General features: G+C 29.2%; 23 protein-coding genes. All 23 read right to left on the reverse strand.

Going from position 1 to position 21,296, the window contains the following annotated elements; translation table 11 throughout:
• Nucleotides 1–107: 107 nt before the first annotated feature.
• On the reverse strand, nucleotides 108–482 hold the full coding sequence (locus LLF98_RS05750) for a four helix bundle protein (protein WP_291701754.1): 375 nt from the start codon (nucleotides 480–482) through the stop codon (nucleotides 108–110).
• 360 nt (nucleotides 483–842) lie between these two features.
• On the reverse strand, nucleotides 843–1,172 hold the full coding sequence (locus tag LLF98_RS05755) for a hypothetical protein (RefSeq protein ID WP_291701756.1): 330 nt from the start codon (nucleotides 1,170–1,172) through the stop codon (nucleotides 843–845).
• Nucleotides 1,173–1,332: 160 nt separating this feature from the next.
• Nucleotides 1,333–3,573, reverse strand: a complete 2,241-nt coding sequence (fliD, locus tag LLF98_RS05760) for a flagellar filament capping protein FliD (protein WP_291701757.1) — start codon at nucleotides 3,571–3,573, stop codon at nucleotides 1,333–1,335.
• Nucleotides 3,574–3,758: 185 nt separating this feature from the next.
• Nucleotides 3,759–4,133, reverse strand: coding sequence for a flagellar export chaperone FliS (gene fliS, locus LLF98_RS05765; RefSeq protein WP_291701759.1), 375 nt, complete (start codon nucleotides 4,131–4,133; stop codon nucleotides 3,759–3,761).
• An 11-nt stretch (nucleotides 4,134–4,144) separates the two neighbouring features.
• Nucleotides 4,145–4,429: a hypothetical protein gene (locus LLF98_RS05770; protein ID WP_291701762.1), complete on the reverse strand. Its 285-nt coding sequence runs from the start codon at nucleotides 4,427–4,429 to the stop codon at nucleotides 4,145–4,147.
• A gap of 33 nt (nucleotides 4,430–4,462) precedes the next feature.
• Entirely contained in the window at nucleotides 4,463–4,849 is a 387-nt protein-coding gene (locus LLF98_RS05775; RefSeq protein WP_291701764.1) for a flagellar protein FlaG, read from the reverse strand.
• A gap of 36 nt (nucleotides 4,850–4,885) precedes the next feature.
• Nucleotides 4,886–5,104 carry a carbon storage regulator CsrA gene (csrA, locus tag LLF98_RS05780; RefSeq protein ID WP_291701766.1) on the reverse strand — a complete coding sequence of 73 codons (219 nt, stop codon included), beginning with the start codon at nucleotides 5,102–5,104 and terminating at the stop codon, nucleotides 4,886–4,888.
• A gap of 11 nt (nucleotides 5,105–5,115) precedes the next feature.
• Nucleotides 5,116–5,535 (reverse strand): flagellar assembly protein FliW, encoded by a 420-nt coding sequence (gene fliW / locus LLF98_RS05785; protein ID WP_291701768.1) that lies wholly within the window; start codon nucleotides 5,533–5,535, stop codon nucleotides 5,116–5,118.
• A gap of 16 nt (nucleotides 5,536–5,551) precedes the next feature.
• A complete protein-coding gene (flgL, locus tag LLF98_RS05790) occupies nucleotides 5,552–9,364 on the reverse strand; it encodes a flagellar hook-associated protein FlgL (RefSeq protein ID WP_291701770.1) in 3,813 nt (1,270 codons plus the stop codon).
• 11 nt (nucleotides 9,365–9,375) lie between these two features.
• A complete protein-coding gene (flgK, locus tag LLF98_RS05795) occupies nucleotides 9,376–11,346 on the reverse strand; it encodes a flagellar hook-associated protein FlgK (protein WP_291701772.1) in 1,971 nt (656 codons plus the stop codon).
• A gap of 60 nt (nucleotides 11,347–11,406) precedes the next feature.
• The gene (locus LLF98_RS05800; protein ID WP_291701773.1) at nucleotides 11,407–11,817 is read right to left on the reverse strand and encodes a flagellar protein FlgN; all 411 of its coding nucleotides are present in this window, start codon (nucleotides 11,815–11,817) and stop codon (nucleotides 11,407–11,409) included.
• Between the two features lie 2 nt (nucleotides 11,818–11,819).
• Nucleotides 11,820–12,095: a flagellar biosynthesis anti-sigma factor FlgM gene (gene flgM, locus LLF98_RS05805; protein ID WP_291701775.1), complete on the reverse strand. Its 276-nt coding sequence runs from the start codon at nucleotides 12,093–12,095 to the stop codon at nucleotides 11,820–11,822.
• Nucleotides 12,096–12,266: 171 nt separating this feature from the next.
• Nucleotides 12,267–12,545 carry a hypothetical protein gene (locus tag LLF98_RS05810; RefSeq protein WP_291701777.1) on the reverse strand — a complete coding sequence of 93 codons (279 nt, stop codon included), beginning with the start codon at nucleotides 12,543–12,545 and terminating at the stop codon, nucleotides 12,267–12,269.
• Nucleotides 12,546–12,608: 63 nt separating this feature from the next.
• Nucleotides 12,609–13,808, reverse strand: a complete 1,200-nt coding sequence (gene fliY, locus LLF98_RS05815; RefSeq protein WP_291701778.1) for a flagellar motor switch phosphatase FliY — start codon at nucleotides 13,806–13,808, stop codon at nucleotides 12,609–12,611.
• The gene (gene fliM / locus LLF98_RS05820; protein ID WP_291701780.1) at nucleotides 13,795–14,790 is read right to left on the reverse strand and encodes a flagellar motor switch protein FliM; all 996 of its coding nucleotides are present in this window, start codon (nucleotides 14,788–14,790) and stop codon (nucleotides 13,795–13,797) included. The genes fliY and fliM overlap by 14 nt, the downstream gene beginning before the upstream one ends.
• A 33-nt stretch (nucleotides 14,791–14,823) precedes the next feature.
• Nucleotides 14,824–15,225 carry a chemotaxis protein CheW gene (locus LLF98_RS05825; RefSeq protein WP_291701782.1) on the reverse strand — a complete coding sequence of 134 codons (402 nt, stop codon included), beginning with the start codon at nucleotides 15,223–15,225 and terminating at the stop codon, nucleotides 14,824–14,826.
• A 136-nt stretch (nucleotides 15,226–15,361) separates the two neighbouring features.
• The gene (locus LLF98_RS05830) at nucleotides 15,362–15,721 is read right to left on the reverse strand and encodes a response regulator (RefSeq protein WP_291701784.1); all 360 of its coding nucleotides are present in this window, start codon (nucleotides 15,719–15,721) and stop codon (nucleotides 15,362–15,364) included.
• A 19-nt stretch (nucleotides 15,722–15,740) separates the two neighbouring features.
• Complete coding sequence (locus tag LLF98_RS05835; RefSeq protein WP_291701786.1) at nucleotides 15,741–16,340, reverse strand: chemotaxis protein CheC; 600 nt, start codon at nucleotides 16,338–16,340, stop codon at nucleotides 15,741–15,743.
• A 33-nt stretch (nucleotides 16,341–16,373) separates the two neighbouring features.
• A complete protein-coding gene (locus LLF98_RS05840; protein WP_291701788.1) occupies nucleotides 16,374–18,440 on the reverse strand; it encodes a chemotaxis protein CheA in 2,067 nt (688 codons plus the stop codon).
• A gap of 13 nt (nucleotides 18,441–18,453) precedes the next feature.
• A complete protein-coding gene (locus tag LLF98_RS05845; protein WP_291701790.1) occupies nucleotides 18,454–19,221 on the reverse strand; it encodes a protein-glutamate O-methyltransferase CheR in 768 nt (255 codons plus the stop codon).
• An 8-nt stretch (nucleotides 19,222–19,229) separates the two neighbouring features.
• Nucleotides 19,230–20,321 (reverse strand): chemotaxis response regulator protein-glutamate methylesterase, encoded by a 1,092-nt coding sequence (locus LLF98_RS05850; RefSeq protein ID WP_291701791.1) that lies wholly within the window; start codon nucleotides 20,319–20,321, stop codon nucleotides 19,230–19,232.
• Between the two features lie 17 nt (nucleotides 20,322–20,338).
• Nucleotides 20,339–20,827, reverse strand: a complete 489-nt coding sequence (locus tag LLF98_RS05855) for a chemotaxis protein CheD (RefSeq protein ID WP_291701793.1) — start codon at nucleotides 20,825–20,827, stop codon at nucleotides 20,339–20,341.
• A 9-nt stretch (nucleotides 20,828–20,836) separates the two neighbouring features.
• Entirely contained in the window at nucleotides 20,837–21,286 is a 450-nt protein-coding gene (locus LLF98_RS05860; protein ID WP_291701795.1) for a chemotaxis protein CheW, read from the reverse strand.
• Between the last annotated feature and the right edge of the window lie 10 nt (nucleotides 21,287–21,296).

Genomic DNA, 21,296 nt, shown 5'->3' on the forward strand with positions numbered 1-21,296 from the left:
CCTCCTTGATTTTCAAAGTGGACATCCTTGTTCCACTATATTTATAGTTAAACTCTTTGAGTTTACTAACAGTTTTTAGTTGAGAATTGAGAGTGGAAAGTTGAGAGTTATCTCACGCGTTCATTGGCTTTCAAATTCTCTTTTGTTGTTTTGACTATAGATGCAAGTATTTTATTTAGTTCTTTACAGTCATTTATGATTGATTCTGATGTTTTCGCATCTAGATAATCAGTTGACTTGAGAAGTTCTAGCCAATAGTCAGTTTCTGATGCTTCCTTTAAGGCTATATTCATCTTCATCAAGAAATCTCGTTTACTCGATGCTTGTACTGCTTCTTTTGCATTTGCACCTATACTTGTTCCTGATCTAAGAACTTGTTTTGAAAGAATGTATTCATTCTTTTCTTTACATAAGTGTTTGTATAAATTAACTATACGTATAGCAAACTTAAAAGCTTTTTCATAGACTAAACTTTCCTTCAACTTTTTAACCTCCTAAATTCATTAATATATCTAAAATTTTAGACACACTACCTTGAATTTATTCAGTTAAGAGCTTCTTCAGTTGAAAATTGAAAGTGGAAAGTTGATGTTTCTACGAAAAATCTTAAATTTAATTGTTAGTTTTTCTGAACAAAGTGAAGAAAAACATCCTTAACTCTTCACTCTCCCTTTTCAACTCTCAACTGTTAGTCTATACTTTTATATTCGATTTAATTACCTATTACTTTAGAGTTTATTTCTAACTTTTTATTTATTATGTTTTAAGTAATAAATATTTAAATCTTATACTTATATATTCGTTTGTAAATTTTAATACTTTATAATATTTTTATCTTATTTTTAAATATTTTTATTGAATACCCTAGCTTTATTTTCAATACTATTATAATTTGCATTAGCCTGTCTAGCTTTCTTTAAAGTTTGTATTTCTTTCTTAATTTTCACTTCTTCTTTTTTAACTGAATTCTGTAGTTCTTCTTCTAATTCTAATAGCTTTAACGAATTTCCAATTGTCTTAATTTCCTCTTTATCGAAGTTAATATTATTAATTGATTTTAAAATATCTTCTCTTTTTTCAATTAAAAAGCTTAATTGTCCATCTTTTGAGATTTCATCAATTAAAGTTAAGGTTAAAGCTTTATATTCTTCTAAATATTCACGTAAATCCATAAGTTCTATCCTCTTTACTATTTTATATTTAAAATAAGTCATTAAAACAACTAATGTTTCAATAACTGTTAATTGAGAGTTGAGAGTTATCGTTCAAAATCTTGAGTTTTCTAATTCATTATCAACTATCAATTTTCAACTCTCAACTCCCTTATTATATTTATGCTTGTCCCAGCATACTAGCTAATGATGATTGTTGTGAATTTAATTTTCCCATAATTGTTTCTAAATCTGAATATTTTTTGTATAATGCAGTTTCTTTAGTTGATAATTGGGTATTTAACTTCTTTATTAGAGCTGTTTTCTCACTAATGCTTTTAGTTAAAGTATTATCATATTCTGTACTGCTTCCTACTAATCCAGCTTTTTTAGCTAATGATGACGTACTTGTTTTAAATTCACTCTTCAATGCTGCTGCAAGCTGAGTAAGTACTCCACCTTTATCTGTAGTTGATGCATCTCTTGTAAATAAATCTTTTACATTTGTTGCATTTTCCTCTAGAGCTTTTGTTAGTTTATCTTCATTTATAGTAAACATTCCATTTTTATCAGTATAGTCTTTTACTGGAGTTATTCCCATTTGCTCCAAATACGAACCTGAACCTGACATTACAGATGACATAGCACTTTTCATTGCATTTGCTATTCTTTCAAGATCACTATCTCTTCTAAGTAATCCCGTTTGTGACTTTTTCTCCCAAGATGTAATTTGATCTTCACTCATTGCTTTCTTTTGTTCATCTGTTAAAGGCATATAATCTTTATCTCTTTTTTCAAAAAGCTTTGTATTTATACTTTTCAGCAACGTATTATAATCATTAACAAAATTTACAATCTTATCTTTTAATGCAGTAACATCTGTTGATCCTGTTAACGTTACTGAATTATCTGTTCCATTTGTTGTTAAGGTTCCATCCTTATTAATTTTTATTATTGATCCATCATCATTTGTTAATTCTATTGGATCAGTAATTTCTGTTGTTCCATCGGATTCCATTATTTTTATTGTTCCATCACTTGCTATTTTTATTTTATTGCTATCCGTATTGTCAAGTGTATATACTGTATCACTTACACTAAGATTATTCTCTTCTAAAAGTTTATTTATTGATGATGATGTTATTTGTGTACTATTTGTTACAGTTCCATCACCTTTAATTGTCATTTTTGTTCCATCAGTATTTGTAAATTCTACTGTATCTGTAGAATCAAGTGCGTTTTCCCCATCCATTATTGTTACTTTACTATTAGCAGGAGTATTATTATCAATACATATTTTTATTTTCACTCCATTATTAAGAGTATATTCTGCTGTATCAGTATTATTAGCAGTATCATGATTATTTAATGTTTTAGTAATATTATCTCCAAAAAGACTCGTTATTGATGTTGATGTTGATCCTGTTGTTATTTGCGTACTACTTGTTATACTTCCATCAGTATTAAAAGTTTTTCCATTGCTCACAAATGATGCATCTATTGTTGTTGTCCCATCATTTCCTATTGTTATTTTACGTCCATTACTAAGCGTATATGATGTATTACTAATATGCTCTTCTAAAAGATTTGTTATAGATGATGATGTTATATTCGATGTCTTACTTGTTACTCCTTTTAAAGTAAACTGCACATTATCAATATTAACAGTATTAGATGTTCCACTTAATGTATAAGATGTCCCGCCTTTAGTTATTGTTCCTTGAAGCTCTTTATCTACTGCACTACTACCATCAAGCGTAAATCCACCTTCCCCCATTTGATCTGCTGTAAAAACTATACCTTTATTAAATTCACTATAAGTAGCAGTTACATTTAAACTTTTTAATTTTTGTTGAATTATCAGTTTATCTGCTGCATTTGCTGTAGTGTATGCATTATTCAATTCTGCTTTTTTTGCAGTTAGTTTTGTATTATAATTAGCAATTGTTGTAGCAGCATTTTCTGCTGCTGTTTTGCCTGCATCACTTCCAACCGCAAACGCATCTAATGTTACTAAATTTGCTCCCGAACCAAATGTCATTGTTTTATTTCCAGTTGCACCGTCAGCTAAAATACTTGTTGCTTTCGATGCTAATTGAGTTACATTTACTGTGTAATTGTCAATACTCGCTCCTGCAAATCCTTTTGCAATTACTTTTGAACTATCACTAGATGTAAAACTTTCTGTTTGATAACTACTTGTCATCATTAAATTTCCAGTTTTTAAAATATCAAAATATTTGTCATAAAAATCTGATGCATCGCTCATTATTTTTTTATATTGTTCCTGTTGATATTCTAAAACTTTTTTGTTTTGAGTTTCTTTATCAACTTTTGTGGTATAAGTTGTCATTGCTGACTTAACAAGAGCATCCACATCCAATCCAGAATTAGTTCCTGTTATTCTTTGTATTGTTGACATTTTTTCTCACTCCTTCTTTTTTAAGTTGAGAGTTGAGAATTGAAAGTTGAGAGTTAAAATAACAATTTTCAATTGTTATTTAGTAATCAAATCACAAAGTAATTTGAAAAATATATTTATCAGAAATCCCAACAGGATTTCATCCTTAACTCTCCACTCTCCACTTTCAACTCTCAACTATTTAATTATTTCTTAGCTCTCTTATAAGCTTCTTTCCATGTTTCATTTATATCTTCTATAAGTGGAAGGATTTCATCTATAATTTCTAAACTTTTAGTCATATTAGCTTCAATTAACTTTTCTTTAATAAAAGCGTATACCCTAAACAATTGAACCGCCCACTCTCCTACTGATGTATCTAAACTTATCATAAGCTCTGAAAATATATCCTGAGTTCTTACTAATGCATCATTTGCTCTTTTTATATCTTTATCTACTATAGCTTGTCTGCCTATTTTACAAAACTTAACTGCACCCTCAACTAACATAAGCAGCATTTGTTCTTTTGATGCATGATTTACAGAATTGTTTTTATATACATTATATCCATTAGAATACATTGTAACTCCTCCTACTTCGTTGTATCTAAAATTCTTCCTTTAGAATTCTCTTCATTTATTTCTTGTATTTTTTCTGCTTTTATATCTATGTTTTTGCGATTATATTTTATTCCATCTATTGTAATATATCTTTTTTCATGTTCCCCATAATCTTGAGCTCCTATATTCTCATGTCTTTCATCTTTTATATCTTTTTTTATATTTATACCTTTACCAGAATGAATCTTATCTTCTTTAATTTCTTCCTGCATTTTTTTTCTAATATCAGTATCAATCTTATTTAATTTAAATTCCAAATAATTATTGCCTCCTTTAATTTTAATATTAAATTAAGCTTTTTTATCTAACAAACCTACTTGTCTCATCATACTAGCAACCATATCTAAAATCTTTTTTGGTGGAACTTCTAATACAACTTCTTTAGTCTTTTCATCTATTATCTTTATCATCATTGTTTTCATTTCTTCATTATAAGTATATTCTGCACGAGTCTTATCATCTTTTAGAAAGTTATTAATTTTTTTTAATGCATCATCTATCTCTTTTTTATCATATTGTTTACTTTGATTATTATTATTAACATCTTGTGATTGAGTTTCAACTTTTTGTACTTGTTGTGTTGCCACCTCTGCATTATTTACGCCATATTCTGATGCATTTGAATTTTGGTAATTATTTAAATTAACTAAATTTTGCCCTACACTCTTAACATCCATGTCTACCTTACCTCCATGTTTAATTTTTTAATCCTCTTATTTTTTCTTTATATTTCCTAACATACTAAAATCAATTTTAGTTGCTTCTTTATTTTCATTTTCTATTTCCTCATATAGCTCTTTTCTTAATATTTGAACATCTTTAGGAGCCTTTATTCCAATTTTTACACTTCCATCATCTATCTTACTAATAACAATCTCTATATCATCACCAATCATAAGAGATTCACCTTTTTTTCTAGTTATAATTAGCATCTTTTACCTCCTTATCCCAAAGGACTTTTTACTTTATATTTAGAATTATCTAATATTATTTGTTCCCCTAAATTATTAGAAGTATTTATAACTATAGGTCCTTGCAAATTAGTTGTGATTTTTTTTACATCTGAATTTAATGTTACTGTAGTTAAAATCATTACTTGCTCTGGAGAATTTATTTTTAAATTTTTAATTGTTTCTTCACTTAATTTAATTTCATAATCCTTAAAAAATTCATATGGTGAAGTTATGATAAGTGCAATTTCATCTTTTTCTAATGATTGTAACATCTTAAAAGGTTCATACCCTTGTAAATCTAAAAGAATAAATTTCTTTAATTCATTAAATCCTGGAATTCCTTTGTTAAAAGTAATTATATTATTTTCTTCATATTCTATTTCACCATGAATTTTAGAAATAAACTTCATATTCATCTTCTCCCAACTATAAATAACTTAATATGGTCATTGGTAATATTTTGGCACTAGTCTGAAGTGCAGCTGTATATACTGTCTGCATCATAGAATAATTCATTGTAGTTTCTGCAAAGTCTATATCTTCTGTCTTTGATAATATATCCGTCATATTATAATTTTGAGTTTCATTGTTTGCTTGTGCTGAATCCATTCTATTTTGCATCGTTCCAACTTCTGATCTTTTTTGCAGCAGATTGGATGTTACAGATTGTATATCAGACAAATCAGTAGTGATAATGTCTGCATTAGTTCCTGTTGATCCTAAATCATTTATTATCTTTGATATAAGATCAGAAACATTTATACTCTTTCCTGTCTTATCTTTAAATTCTAATATATCAGCTGCGTTTTTGTTATAAGCAGTTTTAATTCCTTGGGCAATATCTACGTTCAGATCTGAATCAATTTGTACTAATTGCGCCACTTCTTCACTATTTAATATTTTATTAATTTCAGTTTTTCTTTTCTGCGTGGTAGTTGATGCTTGTAATTCATTTTTAAGATCTTTTATTGCTATTGCTGACATAGTTAGCTTTTCATTTTCATGAGTTGATGAAATTGTAAGATTTCCTGCTGCATCTGAATAAATCTTGTCATTTGCTGTTAACTCTGTATTTGGTGTCGTTGATGATGTTGTTACATTACCTTTACTATCAGAATATATAGACTGACCAGAATTTAATACTGTGTTTCCTGTACTATTTGTTGTAATGTTTCCTGTACTATCTACATATAAAACAGCATCTGAAGTTAATAATGTATTTTTTGTTCCACTTGATGTTGCAGCAGACTTTGTAACATTACCATTACTATCCACATATAATGAGTCACTTGATTTTATCAACGTATTTGATGTTGTTGGTGATGCTGTAATATTGTCATCCCCATCCAAATACAAAGTATCTCCTAATACCATTTTCGTATTTTCTGTTCCATCTGATGCTGTCGCTGATGTTGTAAGACAATTTGCTGTTTTGTCTAAATATAAAGTAGTACCTGACGTTACTTGTGGTGATCCTGCTAAAATCGTTCCGTCTTCTGATGCTATAATATTTCCATTTCCATCTGTGTATAAAGAATTATTTAATATTATCACCTTATTAGCTGTTCCATCTGATGCTGTTTCAGATGTTGTAATAGTGCCATTATCATAGTATAAAGATGCATTATTATCTAACTTTTCATTTACTGTAGCTGATGATGTTGTTACATTTCCTGTAATATCAACATATAAAGCATCACCTGATTTTATTAATACATTGTCGTTTCCATCTTTATCTACCGATGAATTAGTTACATTTCCATTGCCATCTCTATATAAAGTATCTATTGAAGTTATTAATGTATTCACATTTCCATCCTTATCTACTGGCAAATTTGTTACATTTTGATTAACATCTATATATAAATTATTTTGTGAAGTTACCAATGTATTTTGGGTAGTTTCTGATGTTGTTACATTTCCATTTTTATCAACAAATAAAGGATCTTTTAATAAAACAGATTTATTTGCATCATAATATAAAGATGACTCAGTATCTAACTTGTGCTTTATAGTAAATGATGCTGTTGTTACATTTCCATCACCATCAGCATCTGCATATAAGGATTCCCCTGATTTTATAACTTCATTGGCATTTCCATCTTTATCTACAGAAGAATTTGTTACATTTCCATTACCATCTACATATAAAATATCTAATGAATTTATCAATGTATTATTATTTCCACTTTTATCAATCATTGAAGTTGTTACATTTCCATTAGCATCAGTATATAAATGATTTTCTGAAGTTATCAATGTGTTTTCTGTAGTTATTGATGTTGTTACATTGCCTTTGTCATCATAATATAAATATGCATTAGTACTTAACTCATTATTTTCTGTAGTCGATAATGTTGTTACGTTTCCTTCAGAGTTCACATATAAAGAATCTCCTGTTGTTATCGATGTATTTCCATTTCCATTCCTATCCAATGGAGAAATTGTTACATTCCCATTAGTATCTTTATATAAAGTATCTTCTGAAGTTATTAATGTATTGTTATTTCCGTCTTTATCCACTATTGAATTTGTTACATTTCCATTAGCATCCACGTATAAAATACTATCTGAAGGTATTGATTTATTTGCTGTAGTTTGCGATTTTATGATATTACCGCTGTTATCATAATATAAAGTCGCATTAGCATCTAAATCATTATTTACTGTAAATGATGAAGTTGTTATATTTCCTTCTGAATCTATATACAAAGATTCATCAGATCCTATTAACGTATTACTATTTCCACTAGCATCTGTAGATGAAATTGTTACATTTCCACTAGTATCCTTATATAAGGTATCATCTGAAGTTATTACTTCATTATAGTTTCCATTTTCATCTACAACTGAATTTGTTACATTTCCGTTAGAATCTTTGTATATGTTATCTTCTGAAGTTACTAATTTATTTTCTGTAATTTTTGAGTTTTTAATATTACCATTGTTATCATAGTATAAAGATACATCCTTATATATCCCTTCATTTATTCTAGCCGGTAAGCTAGAAACATTTCCTTTAGCATCTTGATATAATGATTGCCCTGATGCTATCAATGTATTTCCTGAGCTATTTGTTGTTACATTCCCTTTAGCGTCTGTATATAAAGTATCAGTTGATGTTATAAGGGTATTAGCTGTATTTTTTAACGTTGTTATATTTTTATTTTGGTCAACGTATAATGTATCTTCTGACGTAATTAATGTATTTCCCGTACTAGTTGTTGTTATACTTCCTTTAGAATCTACATATAATGATTCTCCTGAATTTACTACTGTGTTTTTGTTTCCATCTTTATCAATTGGTGAATTTGTTACATTTCCACTAGTATCTTTATATAAAATATCTTTTGATGTTATCAGCGTATTATCTGTGGTTTTTGATGTTGTAACATTTTTATTTTGATCAACATATAAAGTATCTGCTGAAGTTATTAATGTATTTTCTGTATTTTTTGACGTTGTTATATTCCCATTAATATCTGTATATAAAGTATCCTCTAATAAAATAGATTTGTTTGCTGTTCCACCTGATGCACTCGATGCTGTTGTAATTTTTCTATCTGAATCTAGATATAAAGAACTTCTTTGTACTATTGATGTATTTGCTGTTCCATCTAATGCGCTGGATGCCGTTGTAATTTTTCCATTTGAATCTAAATATAATTTATCAGTTGAAGTTAATAATGTATTATCAGAAGTCGAAGAATTAGTAACTTCACCAGCTGCATTAAGATACGTAATTATTGCCTTTCCTTCTTTATTAGCATATTGCAATTTACCATTAGAATCTACAGTAGTAGGTTTGGATCCTGTCTTAGTTCCCCCGAAGATATAAGACCCATCAAAACTAGTGTTTAAAATTTGGGATAATTCATTAACCTTTTCTTTTATTTCATCTTGAATTGCAGCTTTTTCATCATCTCCATAAGTTCCATTTCCTGCATTTACAAGTAATGTCTCTATTCTTCCAAAAATATTACCCATTTGAGATAATGCTGTATCTGTAGTATCTAGCCAATTTGAGGTATCTTTTATATTTTCATTATATTGTTTATTATAAGAAATTTCAGCATTCAATTGCATGCTTCTTGATGCTATATAAGGATTATCAGAGGCGTTTTGTATAGTCTTTCCTGACGCTAATTGATTTTGTAATGATTTCATATTATTCATATTTTTTTGCATGTTTCTTAAGTAATTTGAACTTAACATGCTGCTTGTTATTCTTGAAGACATAAATTTACCTCCTATCTCTTTAATCCATTTATTACTACATCTAATAATTCATCTATTGTTGATATCATTTTTGCATTTGCCTGATATGCGTGCTGATATTGAATTAAATTTGTCATTTCTTCATCTAATGATACTCCTGAAACCGAATTTTTTTGATCTTCTAAATTAGATAGTATTGCCTCTTGATTATCAACTTGTCTACTGGCCTCTTGGTTAGTTGTTGCAAGATTATTTATTATAGATTTATAATAAGAATCAACTGTTGACCCATCTGTTCCAGCTTTCAACTCCAAACATGTAGTAGAATCTGAAAATCCTGTTATTCCTGCTTCGCTTAGGAAAGTTGCTCTATCCATTGTAGTTAAATCTTCTGTAGATTCTACTTTGCTTAAATTCATTTTTATTGAATTAAGATTAGCTATTGCATTAGCCCTTTTACCATCTCCCTCACCACTTGTTGATTTTGTATTACAATTTAATAAATTGGGAGTTGTTAGTAAATTATCATTTATTCTTATAGTTTTAGCAGTTATTCCTTTATCTGTTGTTAAATTTGTTTTTGTAGTATCATCATATGTAACAAATATAAGATCACTACTTGATAAATTAGTATTTGCTGTACCTGTACTTCCTACTTGAATTGCGTTAACACTATAAGCCAGTCCTGCTGCAAGCCTGTCTAACTTATCCATGTATCCTTTTGTGATTTCCTGTACTTTTTGATTAGCAGCTATTGCTCCTCTTATATGGTTGTTATCTACATCATTTTCTCCACTCTTTATTGTGCTTTGACTCTCATCTTGATAAGTTTGGAATGTTCCACCTACTAATTCTTCAGCAGTTGTTGGTGGCACTGATTTTACTAATGTTGTATATGTTTTTGAACTATCTGCATTTGTTACAACCGTTACTGTTGTTGTAGTTGTTACTGCTGTTGCTCCACTTCCTGTCGTTACTGTATTTGTTCCCAAAGATGGTGCCGGAGTTTGATCTGTAACTGAAGTTTTGGTCATTCCCATAGCATTACCATCTTTATCAGCAATTAAAACTCTATTTTGCAGCAAACTTTCAGCTAAACTTTTAGCCTCATTAGCATCTGCTGCTGTTATCGTAAATGTTTTTGGTGTAGAATTTTCATTTCCTAATAGGTAATATTCCACCTCAACAGTACCATCCGCTTTACCAACAGCACTTTTAACATATGAAAGCCTTGAATAATCTGTATCATTTGGATCTGATTTAACTAAAGCTGCATCTGGATACTCTGTTGATGAAAGATTTATAGTATCAAGGCTGTCTCTATCAACTTTTATTCCAAATTCATTACTTAATTTATCTAAAAGATTATCTCTTTTATCCATTAAATCATTTGCTGTTTGTCCAACTGCCGAAACACTTCTTATTTGCTTATTTAATTCATTTATTTGATCTAAATAACTATTAACATCTGTAACATTAGTTTGAAGAAGTGACTGGCTATCCTCACAAGTCTTTTCAAGTTGATTATAAGTATAGTTTATTGCATCTGCAAGTGCTGATGCATCCTTAATAGCTACTGTTTTCACATCTGTTTTATCTGGACTTTTTGACACCTCTTGGAATGCATTAAAGAATTGATTTGTAAGCTCTTGTATTCCTGTATCTGATGGTTCTCCAAAAATATCTTCAACTTTTGATAAAGTTTCACTTGTTTGTGTATAATACCCTGATGTTCCCGTTTCATTTCTTACTTGATAATCTATAAAATAATCTCTAATTCTTTGTATAGATGTTATTTCTGCTCCTGTTCCAACTTGTCCAACTGAGCAAGTATCAAATCTTGACATTCCTCCAAAAGGCTTTGTTGCTTCCGCTACTGCCCTTTGCCTTGAATAACCCTCTGTGTTTGCATTAGCTATATTGTGTGATGTTGTATTTATAGCACCTTGTTGTACATTTAATCCCCTTTTCGCAATGGTAAATGTATCAAATAGTCCTGACATATGTTTTTCCTACCTTTCTTTTTACAAGCATAAGCACCCCTGGGGTGATGAATGAAAATTCTATCTCTTCAAGTTTCCATAAGAATTATAAGTTTTAATTTCCCTACTTGGATTAATTATTTGCAGCATTTTATTATTAAATAATATTTGTTGCTTTAATAACATATCGTTTGTTTCTTTTTTTAATACTACATTATTTAATGTACTTTGTATTTTTCCAAATACTTCTTTTAATTCTTCATTATCCGAATTGCTTACAATTTCTTTAATACTTTCATCACCTATTAATTTTCTTCTATTAACTTCTTCTTGTGCAATTTTCTTTCCGCACTCATTAATCTTATCAACTAATCCTTCCAAACCAAATACATCTTTGCTCATTATCATCTTATATTGAGTTTCTAGTAATTCTAAGAGTTTTTGTAGTTCTTCATTTTGGTTTTGCATTAAATTAATAAGTTCATTTATCATATCTATAAATTGCTCCCCTTCATTGCATTTAATAAACTTTTTGCAGTCAATCTAGCATCAACATTGTATGTTCCACTGTCTACTTTATTTTTGATATCAGCCACTTTTTTTGTATTTCCAATATCACTGCTTAATGAATAATCCTTAAGGCTCTTTCCAAGTTCTGAAATTTCAATCCTATCCACCTCTTTAGTTTTATTCACTTTATCTACAGTCTTACTGGTATTTGAACTATATGCATTTATATATGTTGATCTATTTATTCTATTAATACTCATACTTCATCTCTCCAATCCTAACTCTATTATTATAATTATCGTACTTTTCCTTTATAAATTTATAGAAAAAATTAAGAAAAATAGTTATCTCCTGCTAACTGCTTTATTCTATTCAAAATTAAAACAGTTTTTTATCTCCTAACTTCTTTACTAAAAGTTCAAGTTATTAATTTAAAATGCCCATTTTATCAGTAATTTTTCCCCATGCTTCAAACTAACTTCTTCTCCATTAGTCAAAAAACATACATCTTCTTTCTCTTCTTCTATATTTTCTATACTGCCTATATTTTCTGCAGGATTATCTTCACCAGTTTCAATTATCTCGTCGTTAATTTTCTTCTTATTTACTTTTTTATTCTTTTTATTTGTTTTTTGTTTCTTTTTCATATCTAAAATTACTGGTGAATTATTATGTTGACTGCCAACAGTTTTTTCATTTTCCATATCCAAATTAATTTTATCATCACATTTATCTGGGATGCCTAAAACAAAAAAACTCCCTTTTGGGAGTTTTTATCTTAATTTCTTTATTCTTTCAACACTACTTACTATATCAGTTATTCTTATTCCAAAGTTCTCATCAACAACAACAACTTCTCCAAGTGCTATTTGCTTTCCATTAACTAATATTTCAACTGGATCTTCTGCAAGTTTATCTAATTCTATTAATGAACCAGTTCCTAAATTTAAGATATCCTGTATGCTTTTTTTAGTTCTGCCTAGAACTACAGATATATCTAAAGGAACATCCAATATTAAATCTATATTTTTTATTGGCGGAACATTACTTTGAGGAACTAATTGTTCAAATGCAGCTTGATGAACTTCTACGGGTTGTTCCATTCTTTGCACTGGTTGTTCATATTGCTGTTGCATTTGATATTGTGGTTCTGGTTCACATTGTTGCTCTACTCTAACTGGATCTGGACTTCGAATTATTTCTTTATTCACAATTGGTTCACTTGATTTAGCTTTGGCAGGTTCTGGCTTTGCCACTTCTTCTACTTTATCTTCACCTGTCATTATAGATACAATATTTTTAGCAGTTGATATTGGGAATATTTGCATTATATTACTATCTACAATATCTCCAATAGTCATCTTAAATGATACTCTAACTATTGGTTCATCTTCTGATATTTCATCTGAAAGTGGTATAGATCCATCTGTTACTACTTTCGATGTTGGTGGTGATATATCAACTTTTCTTCCAAACATAGTAGCCATTGATGTTGCTGCTGAACCTATCATTTGATTCATTGCTTCTGACACTGCACTAATTTCTATCTCAGATATTTCGTGGTTGTCTGTTACATTTCCATCTCCACCCATCATAAGATTTGATATAACTAAACTATCTGAAATTTTTATAATTAAGATATTTCTTCCTACTATACCTGCAACATATTGAATATCTAAAACAATATTAGGAGTTTCAAAACCTTCTTTTATTTCTCTTAAAGTTGTTACGCTTACTACAGGTGTAGTTATATTAACTTGTTGATTTATAAGTTGATATAATGCTGTTGAAGCTGATCCCATGGATATATTTCCAATTTCACCCAATAAATCTTTGTCAATGTCAGTTATAGACTCCGATTCTGACTTATATTCATCAGATGATGTATTTTCACTTTCACTAGAAGATGTATCTTCTCCTGATAATAATGCATTTATTTCTTCTTGTGATAAAAAGTTATTACTCATACTCATTCACTTCCTTATCTGTTATGTCTAAAATAATGACACCCATATTCTTTCCTGCTATACCAGGTTTCGCATAGTAGCACTCTTCATCACTTACATACACTTTTATTGGAGCCGAACTCTTGGTATCAAGCTTAAGTACATCACCTACTGTTAATTTCAGGAAATCATCTACCGTTATATTAGTATGTCCAAGTTCAGCAGTCACATCAACATCAACTTTGTTAATACCTTTTTCTATTTTTTCTCTTGATTCAGCCATCAAACTTTGATCATCATTTCTGAAGGCGTATTGTATTACCAATTTATCTAATATTTTTTCTACACTTAAATAAGGAATGCACATATTTATAAAAGTACTATGCTTATTCATTTCTACTGAAAATGTTATTAATGCTACTGGATCATTGGGTGCCATGGTCTGATTTACTCCAGGATTTGTTTCAACTGCTTCGATTTCAGGTTCAACATCTAGAATAGATTCCCATGCTAATCTCAGATTACTTATCATTCCAGCATTTACTTGGTGCATTATATTTTTATCTATCTCTGTGAATTCTTTTGTTTCAATTTTCCTATCTCCTTTTCCTCCAAGTAAAATATCTATTATCTGAAGTGAAAACTGAGGATTAGTTTCAAGTATTATTGTGCCTGATAATGGTGGCATTTTAAATATTGTAATAATAGTAGGATTTTGTACAGAATGTATAAATTCCTCATATGATATCTGCTCTACAGTTTCTATTTTTACTTTAACATTTTGTCTTGTTTGACCAGTTAAGTAATTTGAAATGATTCTTGCATAATTATCATGGATCATTTCAAGAGTTCTTATATGTTCTTTAGAAAATTTTTGAGGACTCCTAAAATCATAAAGTTTAACTTTGTGATTTTCATCATCTTTACCAATTTCTTCTGATTCTAATTCCCCTGTAGATAGGGCAGATAACAAGGCATCTATTTCATTTTGCGATAATACATCTGCCATATTTTCTCCTCATTTCAAAAATTAATTACATAATTAATTTAATAATTTATCAATATCTATTATTGTAAGAAGCTTTTCATCATAGTTTAGTATACCTTTTATATAAGGCTGTTCCTCATCAGCTTCCTTATCTACTTTTTGTATACTTTTTTCATCTATATCTAAAACTTCTTCAACTTCATCTACTGATATTCCTATTTCTTCATCTTGAACTGTTAAAATGATTATATTATTTTGTTCTTTACCAGGAGTTACATTCAATAACAAATTTATGTCAACAAGAGATTTAATGCTTCCGCGTAAATTTATTAATCCTTTAATATAACTCGGAGCCTTAGGAACTTTTGTAATTCCCATAGTATCATTGATACTTTGAACTCTTTCTGTTTCTACTGCAAAATGTTCTTCGCCTAATTTGAATACTACTATTTGCATTTTCTTAGCCTCCCCTTTTCAATTGATAATTGAAAATGTACGATTGACAATTAATGTTCAAATTTCTTTAAAATTTGTAAAAATATTTTAAAATCTATTAGATTTTATTCCTTAATTGTCCATTGTTAATTAATTATTAGCCTACAACTTTCTTTATGGCTTCTAAAACTCTATCTGCTTGGAATGGTTTTACTATAAAGTCCTTTGCCCCTGCTCTTATTGCATCCATAACCATTGATTGTTGTCCCATTGCAGAACACATGATTACCTTAGCATCTGGATCAAATGCTTTTATTTGTTTAACTGCTTCAATACCATCCATGTCAGGCATGGTTATATCCATTGTAACAACATCTGGTTTTTCCTTCTTATAAAGATCTAATGCAACTATTCCGTTATTTGCCTCTCCTACTATTTCAAAATTATTCTTTTCTAAAATGTCCTTTATCATCATTCTCATAAATGCTGCATCGTCTACAATTAAAACTCTAGCCATATAATTTTCCCTCCAAAATTTAATTTATTCCTATAGATTTCAATATTTTTTCTAATGATCCCGGCATGGGGATATAATAAAAATGTCCTCCTATCTTTTCTTTTGTTTCATCTAAAAACACAGTCTCAATATCTAATATATATTCATCATATTGATTAGATTCTATAAATGTTGTTGTGAGTATTGCACCTAACATATCATATGATGTGGCTGGCACTGATGGTGCCATAGCAAGATTAGTTAATTGTGATATGGAATTCATATAAGATGCTGATATTATATTGGCTATCTCACATAATACAGAACTACCCATCTCGCTTTCAGGTGACTGCTTGCTTCCAACTAATTTTTCTATTACATTTTCAGCTGTTGGCTTTTCGAATACCAAAAGAATATTGCCTGCAATATCCCCAAGTACCCTAACAACTGTACCAGCAACTTCACACTCTCCATTTTCTTCAACTATATCTTCTAATCTTACTATATTCACTGCTGGCACTGTCATATCTACTTTTTTTCCTATCATCATAGAAAGAGCAGTTGCTGCATTTCCTGCACCTATGTTAGAGACTTCTTTAAGTGCATCTAATTGTAAAGCACTAAAATCACAGTACTCCACTTATACCCCTCCTTAAAAATTCTTATCTAGCTGTTATAGTAATGCTCCTACATCTAATATTAGTGTTACTAAACCATTTCCAAGTATTGTTGCACCAATATATTGATCTAAACTTTTTAATGTTTTTCCCAGTGGTTTTATTACTATTTCTTGTTGTCCAAGTAATGAATCAACTAATAAACCTATAGTTTTATCCCCTACATTTACTATTATAACAAATTTCTTATCAGTTTCGCTAGCCTCTATATCTAAAGTTTCATTTAATCTTACTAATGGAATTACATTTTCTCTGTAAACAATAACTTCTCTTCCATTGCTTTTCTTTATATTTTCTTCCTTATAATCTATTACTCTATCTATGAATCCTAGTGATATGGCAAGTGTTTCTTCACCTATTTTTACAAGTAGGGCTTGTATTATTTGTAATGTAAGTGGAAGTTTAATAACAAAAGTTGATCCTTTGCCTTCTTCACTATATAAATCCACTGTACCTCCGAGTGCTGCAATTTTTGTCTTAACAACATCCATTCCAACTCCTCTACCCGAAATATCTGTTACTACTTCATTAGTACTAAAGCCTTGTGCAAAAATTAAGTTTTTAATATCATTATCTGACATTCCGTCTGTATTTATTCCCTTTTTCTCAGCTTTTGCTTTTACTCTTTCAAGATTTATTCCCGAACCATCATCTATTACTTTTATTAATGCTTTTGTTCCTTCTTGATATGCAATTAACTTAACTGTTCCAATTGGTGACTTACCTTGTGCAATCCTCTTTTCTGCTGATTCTACACCATGATCTGCCGCATTTCTCAATAAATGAATCAGTGGTTCTCCAATTTCATCAATAACAGTTCTATCAAGTTCTGTATCAGCACCTTCAATAATAAAGTTGATTTCCTTGTTTAATTCTACTGATATATCTCTTATCATTCTTGGAAATCTATTAAATACTGTATCTAATGGCAACATTCTAATCTTCATAACTAAATCTTGAAGATCCGATGTTGTTCTTCCTACTTGCTCTAAAGTTTCATTTAATTCTTGTGATTTATGTGAAACAACTATTTGTTCTAATCTTGTTCTATAAATTACAAGTTCAGAAACCATATTCATTAAATTATCTATTCTCTCTAAATCAACTCTTACAGATTGATGTGTTTTTTTAACTTCTTTCTTTTGAGCTGGTTTCTTTTCTAGTACTTTTTCAACTTCAGCCTTTTGTAATACTGGCTTTTCTCTTGAAATTTTTTCTTCTATTATTTGTATTTGTTCCACTTCTTTATTTTCTATTTCTTTTTGCACTTCTACTTCAATATCTTCAAATTCAATCAATGCAGTTTCAACTTTTGCTACTTCTGAAATTCCATTTAAAACAGCTATTATTTCATCAACAGTATTTTTAGTTATTAAAACAAACTTCAATTCAAAATCAAATTCTTCATTTTCAATATCTTGAGTTGATGGATCTGATTTTAAAATTTCACCATGTTCTTCAAGATCTTTAACAATTAAAAATGCTCTTACAGATTTTAGCAATGTATTTTCACTTAATGTTACTTTTATTTCAATTGAATTAAATCCCTTTTCTTTTGCTTGCCTAATTACAGATATATCATATTGATTTAAGTCTAGGTTTAAATCATCATTACCTACAGTTATAACATCTTTTTCTATGTTTTTTTTAATTTCAATTTGCTCTGATGTCCCATTTTTCTTGCCATTATTTTTTATTTCAACCAAATGTCTAATTATATTATCTATTTCTATTTTTTCATCAGATCCTTCTTGAACATTATCAACCATTTTTTCCAACGTATCAAGACAATCAAACAATACTGTTACTACATCTTGAGTTACTTTTAATTCTCCTTCTCTAAACTCAGCTAATACATCCTCCATTTTATGTGTAAGTTCTGCAAGATCTGTAAATCCCATAGTTGCTGCCATTCCTTTAATTGTATGGGCAACTCTAAAGATTGCATTCACCTTATCTATATCTTCTGGATTTTGTTCTAAATCTAATAGAGATTCATTTAATGTTTGTAAATTTTCTAACGATTCTTCTAAAAACATTGACATATATTGGGATGTATCCATCTTTACTCCTCCTTTATATTTTTTTGTATATAAATGTAGATGCTTTTTCAAATCCGTAGTCTCTATAATTATAAATGCTTTCTGTAGCTCCTACAAATAAAAGCCCACCTTTTTTTAATGAATTACTAAATCTTTTATAAATATCGTGTTTTGTATCATTGTTAAAATAAATAACAACATTTCTACATATTATCAAATCAAAACCAGTTTCATATCTATCTAAAATCAAATCATGCTTTTTAAAAGTTACCATATTCTTAATTTTAGACTCTATATAATATTTATCGTCTTTTATTTTAAAATATTTACTTAAATCAGCATTATTTACACCTTTCATTTCATTTTTTGTGTATTCTCCAACTTTAGCTCTTGCAAGTATAGTATCATCTATATCAGTTGCTATTATATTATGCCTTCCACTTGGTGTTAACTTATCTAATATTATTCCTACAGTATATGGCTCACAGCCTATTGAACAAGCTGCACTCCAAATTTTCAAACTAGGAGTATTAGGTAATAATTCTTTTAAAATTTGTTTTTCCAAATCAACAAACAATTCTGGATTTCTAAAAAATTCTGTTACATTTATTGTTATAAAATCTAAGAATTTTTGTTTTTGCTCAGGATTATTTTTTATAACCTTTGAATATTCATCTAATGTTTTTATTCCAACTCTTGTCATCAAACTATTTATTCTTCTATTAAGTTGTTCAGGTTTATATGCTGATAAATTTATTCCTAATTCTTTATGAACCCATTTATGAAATTCATTAAAATCCATATTCCCTCCTATACTCCATGTACTATTTCTATTATCTTATTAGCTATTTCATTAAGTGGAATTACTAAATCTACTTTTCCAGTTTCAAATGCAGCTTTTGGCATACCATAAATTGTACATGTAGATTTATCTTCTGATATTGTTATACCACCACTATCTTTTATATTGCTAGTTCCATCGGCACCATCTCTACCCATTCCCGTTAAAATTACTGATACTAAATTTCCCCCATATACTTTTATAGCAGAGTTAAATAATTTATCTACAGCTGGTCTTACACCCCATATAGGAGGTTCTTCATTTAGCTTTATTACATTATTAGAACCTATAGTCATATGTTGACCACCTTTAGAAATATATATTGTGTTTTTACTTATCTTCATTCCTTCACTTGCTTCAATCACTTTCATTTCACAAGCTTTATCTAATCTTTCTGAAAATACTTTTGTAAAACCTTCCGGCATATGTTGAACTACAAAAACTGGAACTCCTAAGTTTCCTGGAAGTCTAGTTAATACCTCTTGAAGTGCCTTGGGTCCTCCAGTCGATGCTCCGATAACAACTGCATCTATCTTTTTATTTTTATGTATAGAGATTGTATTCTCTCTTTTAATACTTTTGTCCTTTATTATTACAGTATTATTATATTTATAGCTTGTCTTATCATTTGTGCTGATTATCTTTCTTTTAGAATTCACATTACTTGTTATACTTTTTATTTCTTCTATTAAGTTTTTTTGAACTTTTATTATATCTAAAGAAATGCTTCCTGACGGCTTAGTTATAAAACTAATAGCTCCATTATCTAAACATTCTAAAGTTAATTCAGATCCTTCTGTTGTTGCACTACTAACCATTAATACTGGATAACTTTTTCCTAGTCTTTTTAACTCCTTAAGAGTTGCAAGTCCATCTAAATCTCTCATATGTACGTCTAGTGTGATAATATCTGGATTATACTTATCTACCATTTCAACTAGTTCTCTTCCATCTCTAAATTTAGCTACAACTTCAAAATTATTTTCTGATTCTATCATATCTGATATTGCTTTTCTCATAAATGCTGAATCATCAACAACTATAATCTTGATTTTACCCATCTATCTCACACCTTTCTTTATAATTCAATGATCCCATGACCTACAACTTTAAGTACTACTTTTCCATCATTAGCTTGAACAATCATAGTTCTTCCTTTGTTTCCTCCAATTTCTTCAGCAACTATCGGAATAGCTTCATCTTTTAAAGTCTTTTTAACTGCTTCACCATTTCGCTTTCCAATATCACTTATTATACTTTTATCAGAAAAATTAAACATTGAAGCTCCCCCTGCAATCTTTGCTATGAGGTTTCTCTTTTTACAGCCTTGTTCCTCCATTTTTTCAATTAGCATCGGAATAGCTAAATCTGCAAATTTCATGGGGTTTGTATTACTTTTAAACTGAGTACTATCTGGAAGCATTATGTGAGCTAACCCCGCCACTTTAAGAGTTTTATCATATAGGGCTATACCTATACATGAGCCTAATCCGATTGTCATTATTGATCCTGGATCTAGTACTAAATTCAAATCAGCTATTCCAACTTTTATCTCTGTAATTACCATATTCCCCCCCTAGAAGATATTATCTTCATCCTCTGAAGACAATATTTTTTCTAAATCTAATAAAATAACTATATTATTTTCTAATTTTATTAATCCTGCAATATATTTTCTATCAATTGTAGATGTTATAGGAGGTGCAGCTTCCATTAAGTCGCTATTAACATCTCTTACTTCATAGACATTTTCTACAATAATTCCAAATTTATTTTCTTTTCTTTTTACAACTATTATTTTTCTATTTTCACTTTCTTTATCTTCTCCAAAATTAAACTTTCTTGATAAACTTATTATTGGAAGTATGGTTTGTTCATAGTTTATTACTCCTTTTACAAAGATAGGTGCATCTGGAAGAACTGTTGGTTCTTGATATCCCAAAATTCTTTCAACTTCCTTTATATCTGTTGCATAATGCTCTCCATTTAATCCAAATATCAACATTTTAATTTCATTATTTGCCATTACTTTTAAA

This window comes from Clostridium sp., from assembly GCF_021372645.1.
Taxonomy (GTDB): domain Bacteria; phylum Bacillota; class Clostridia; order Clostridiales; family Clostridiaceae; genus Clostridium.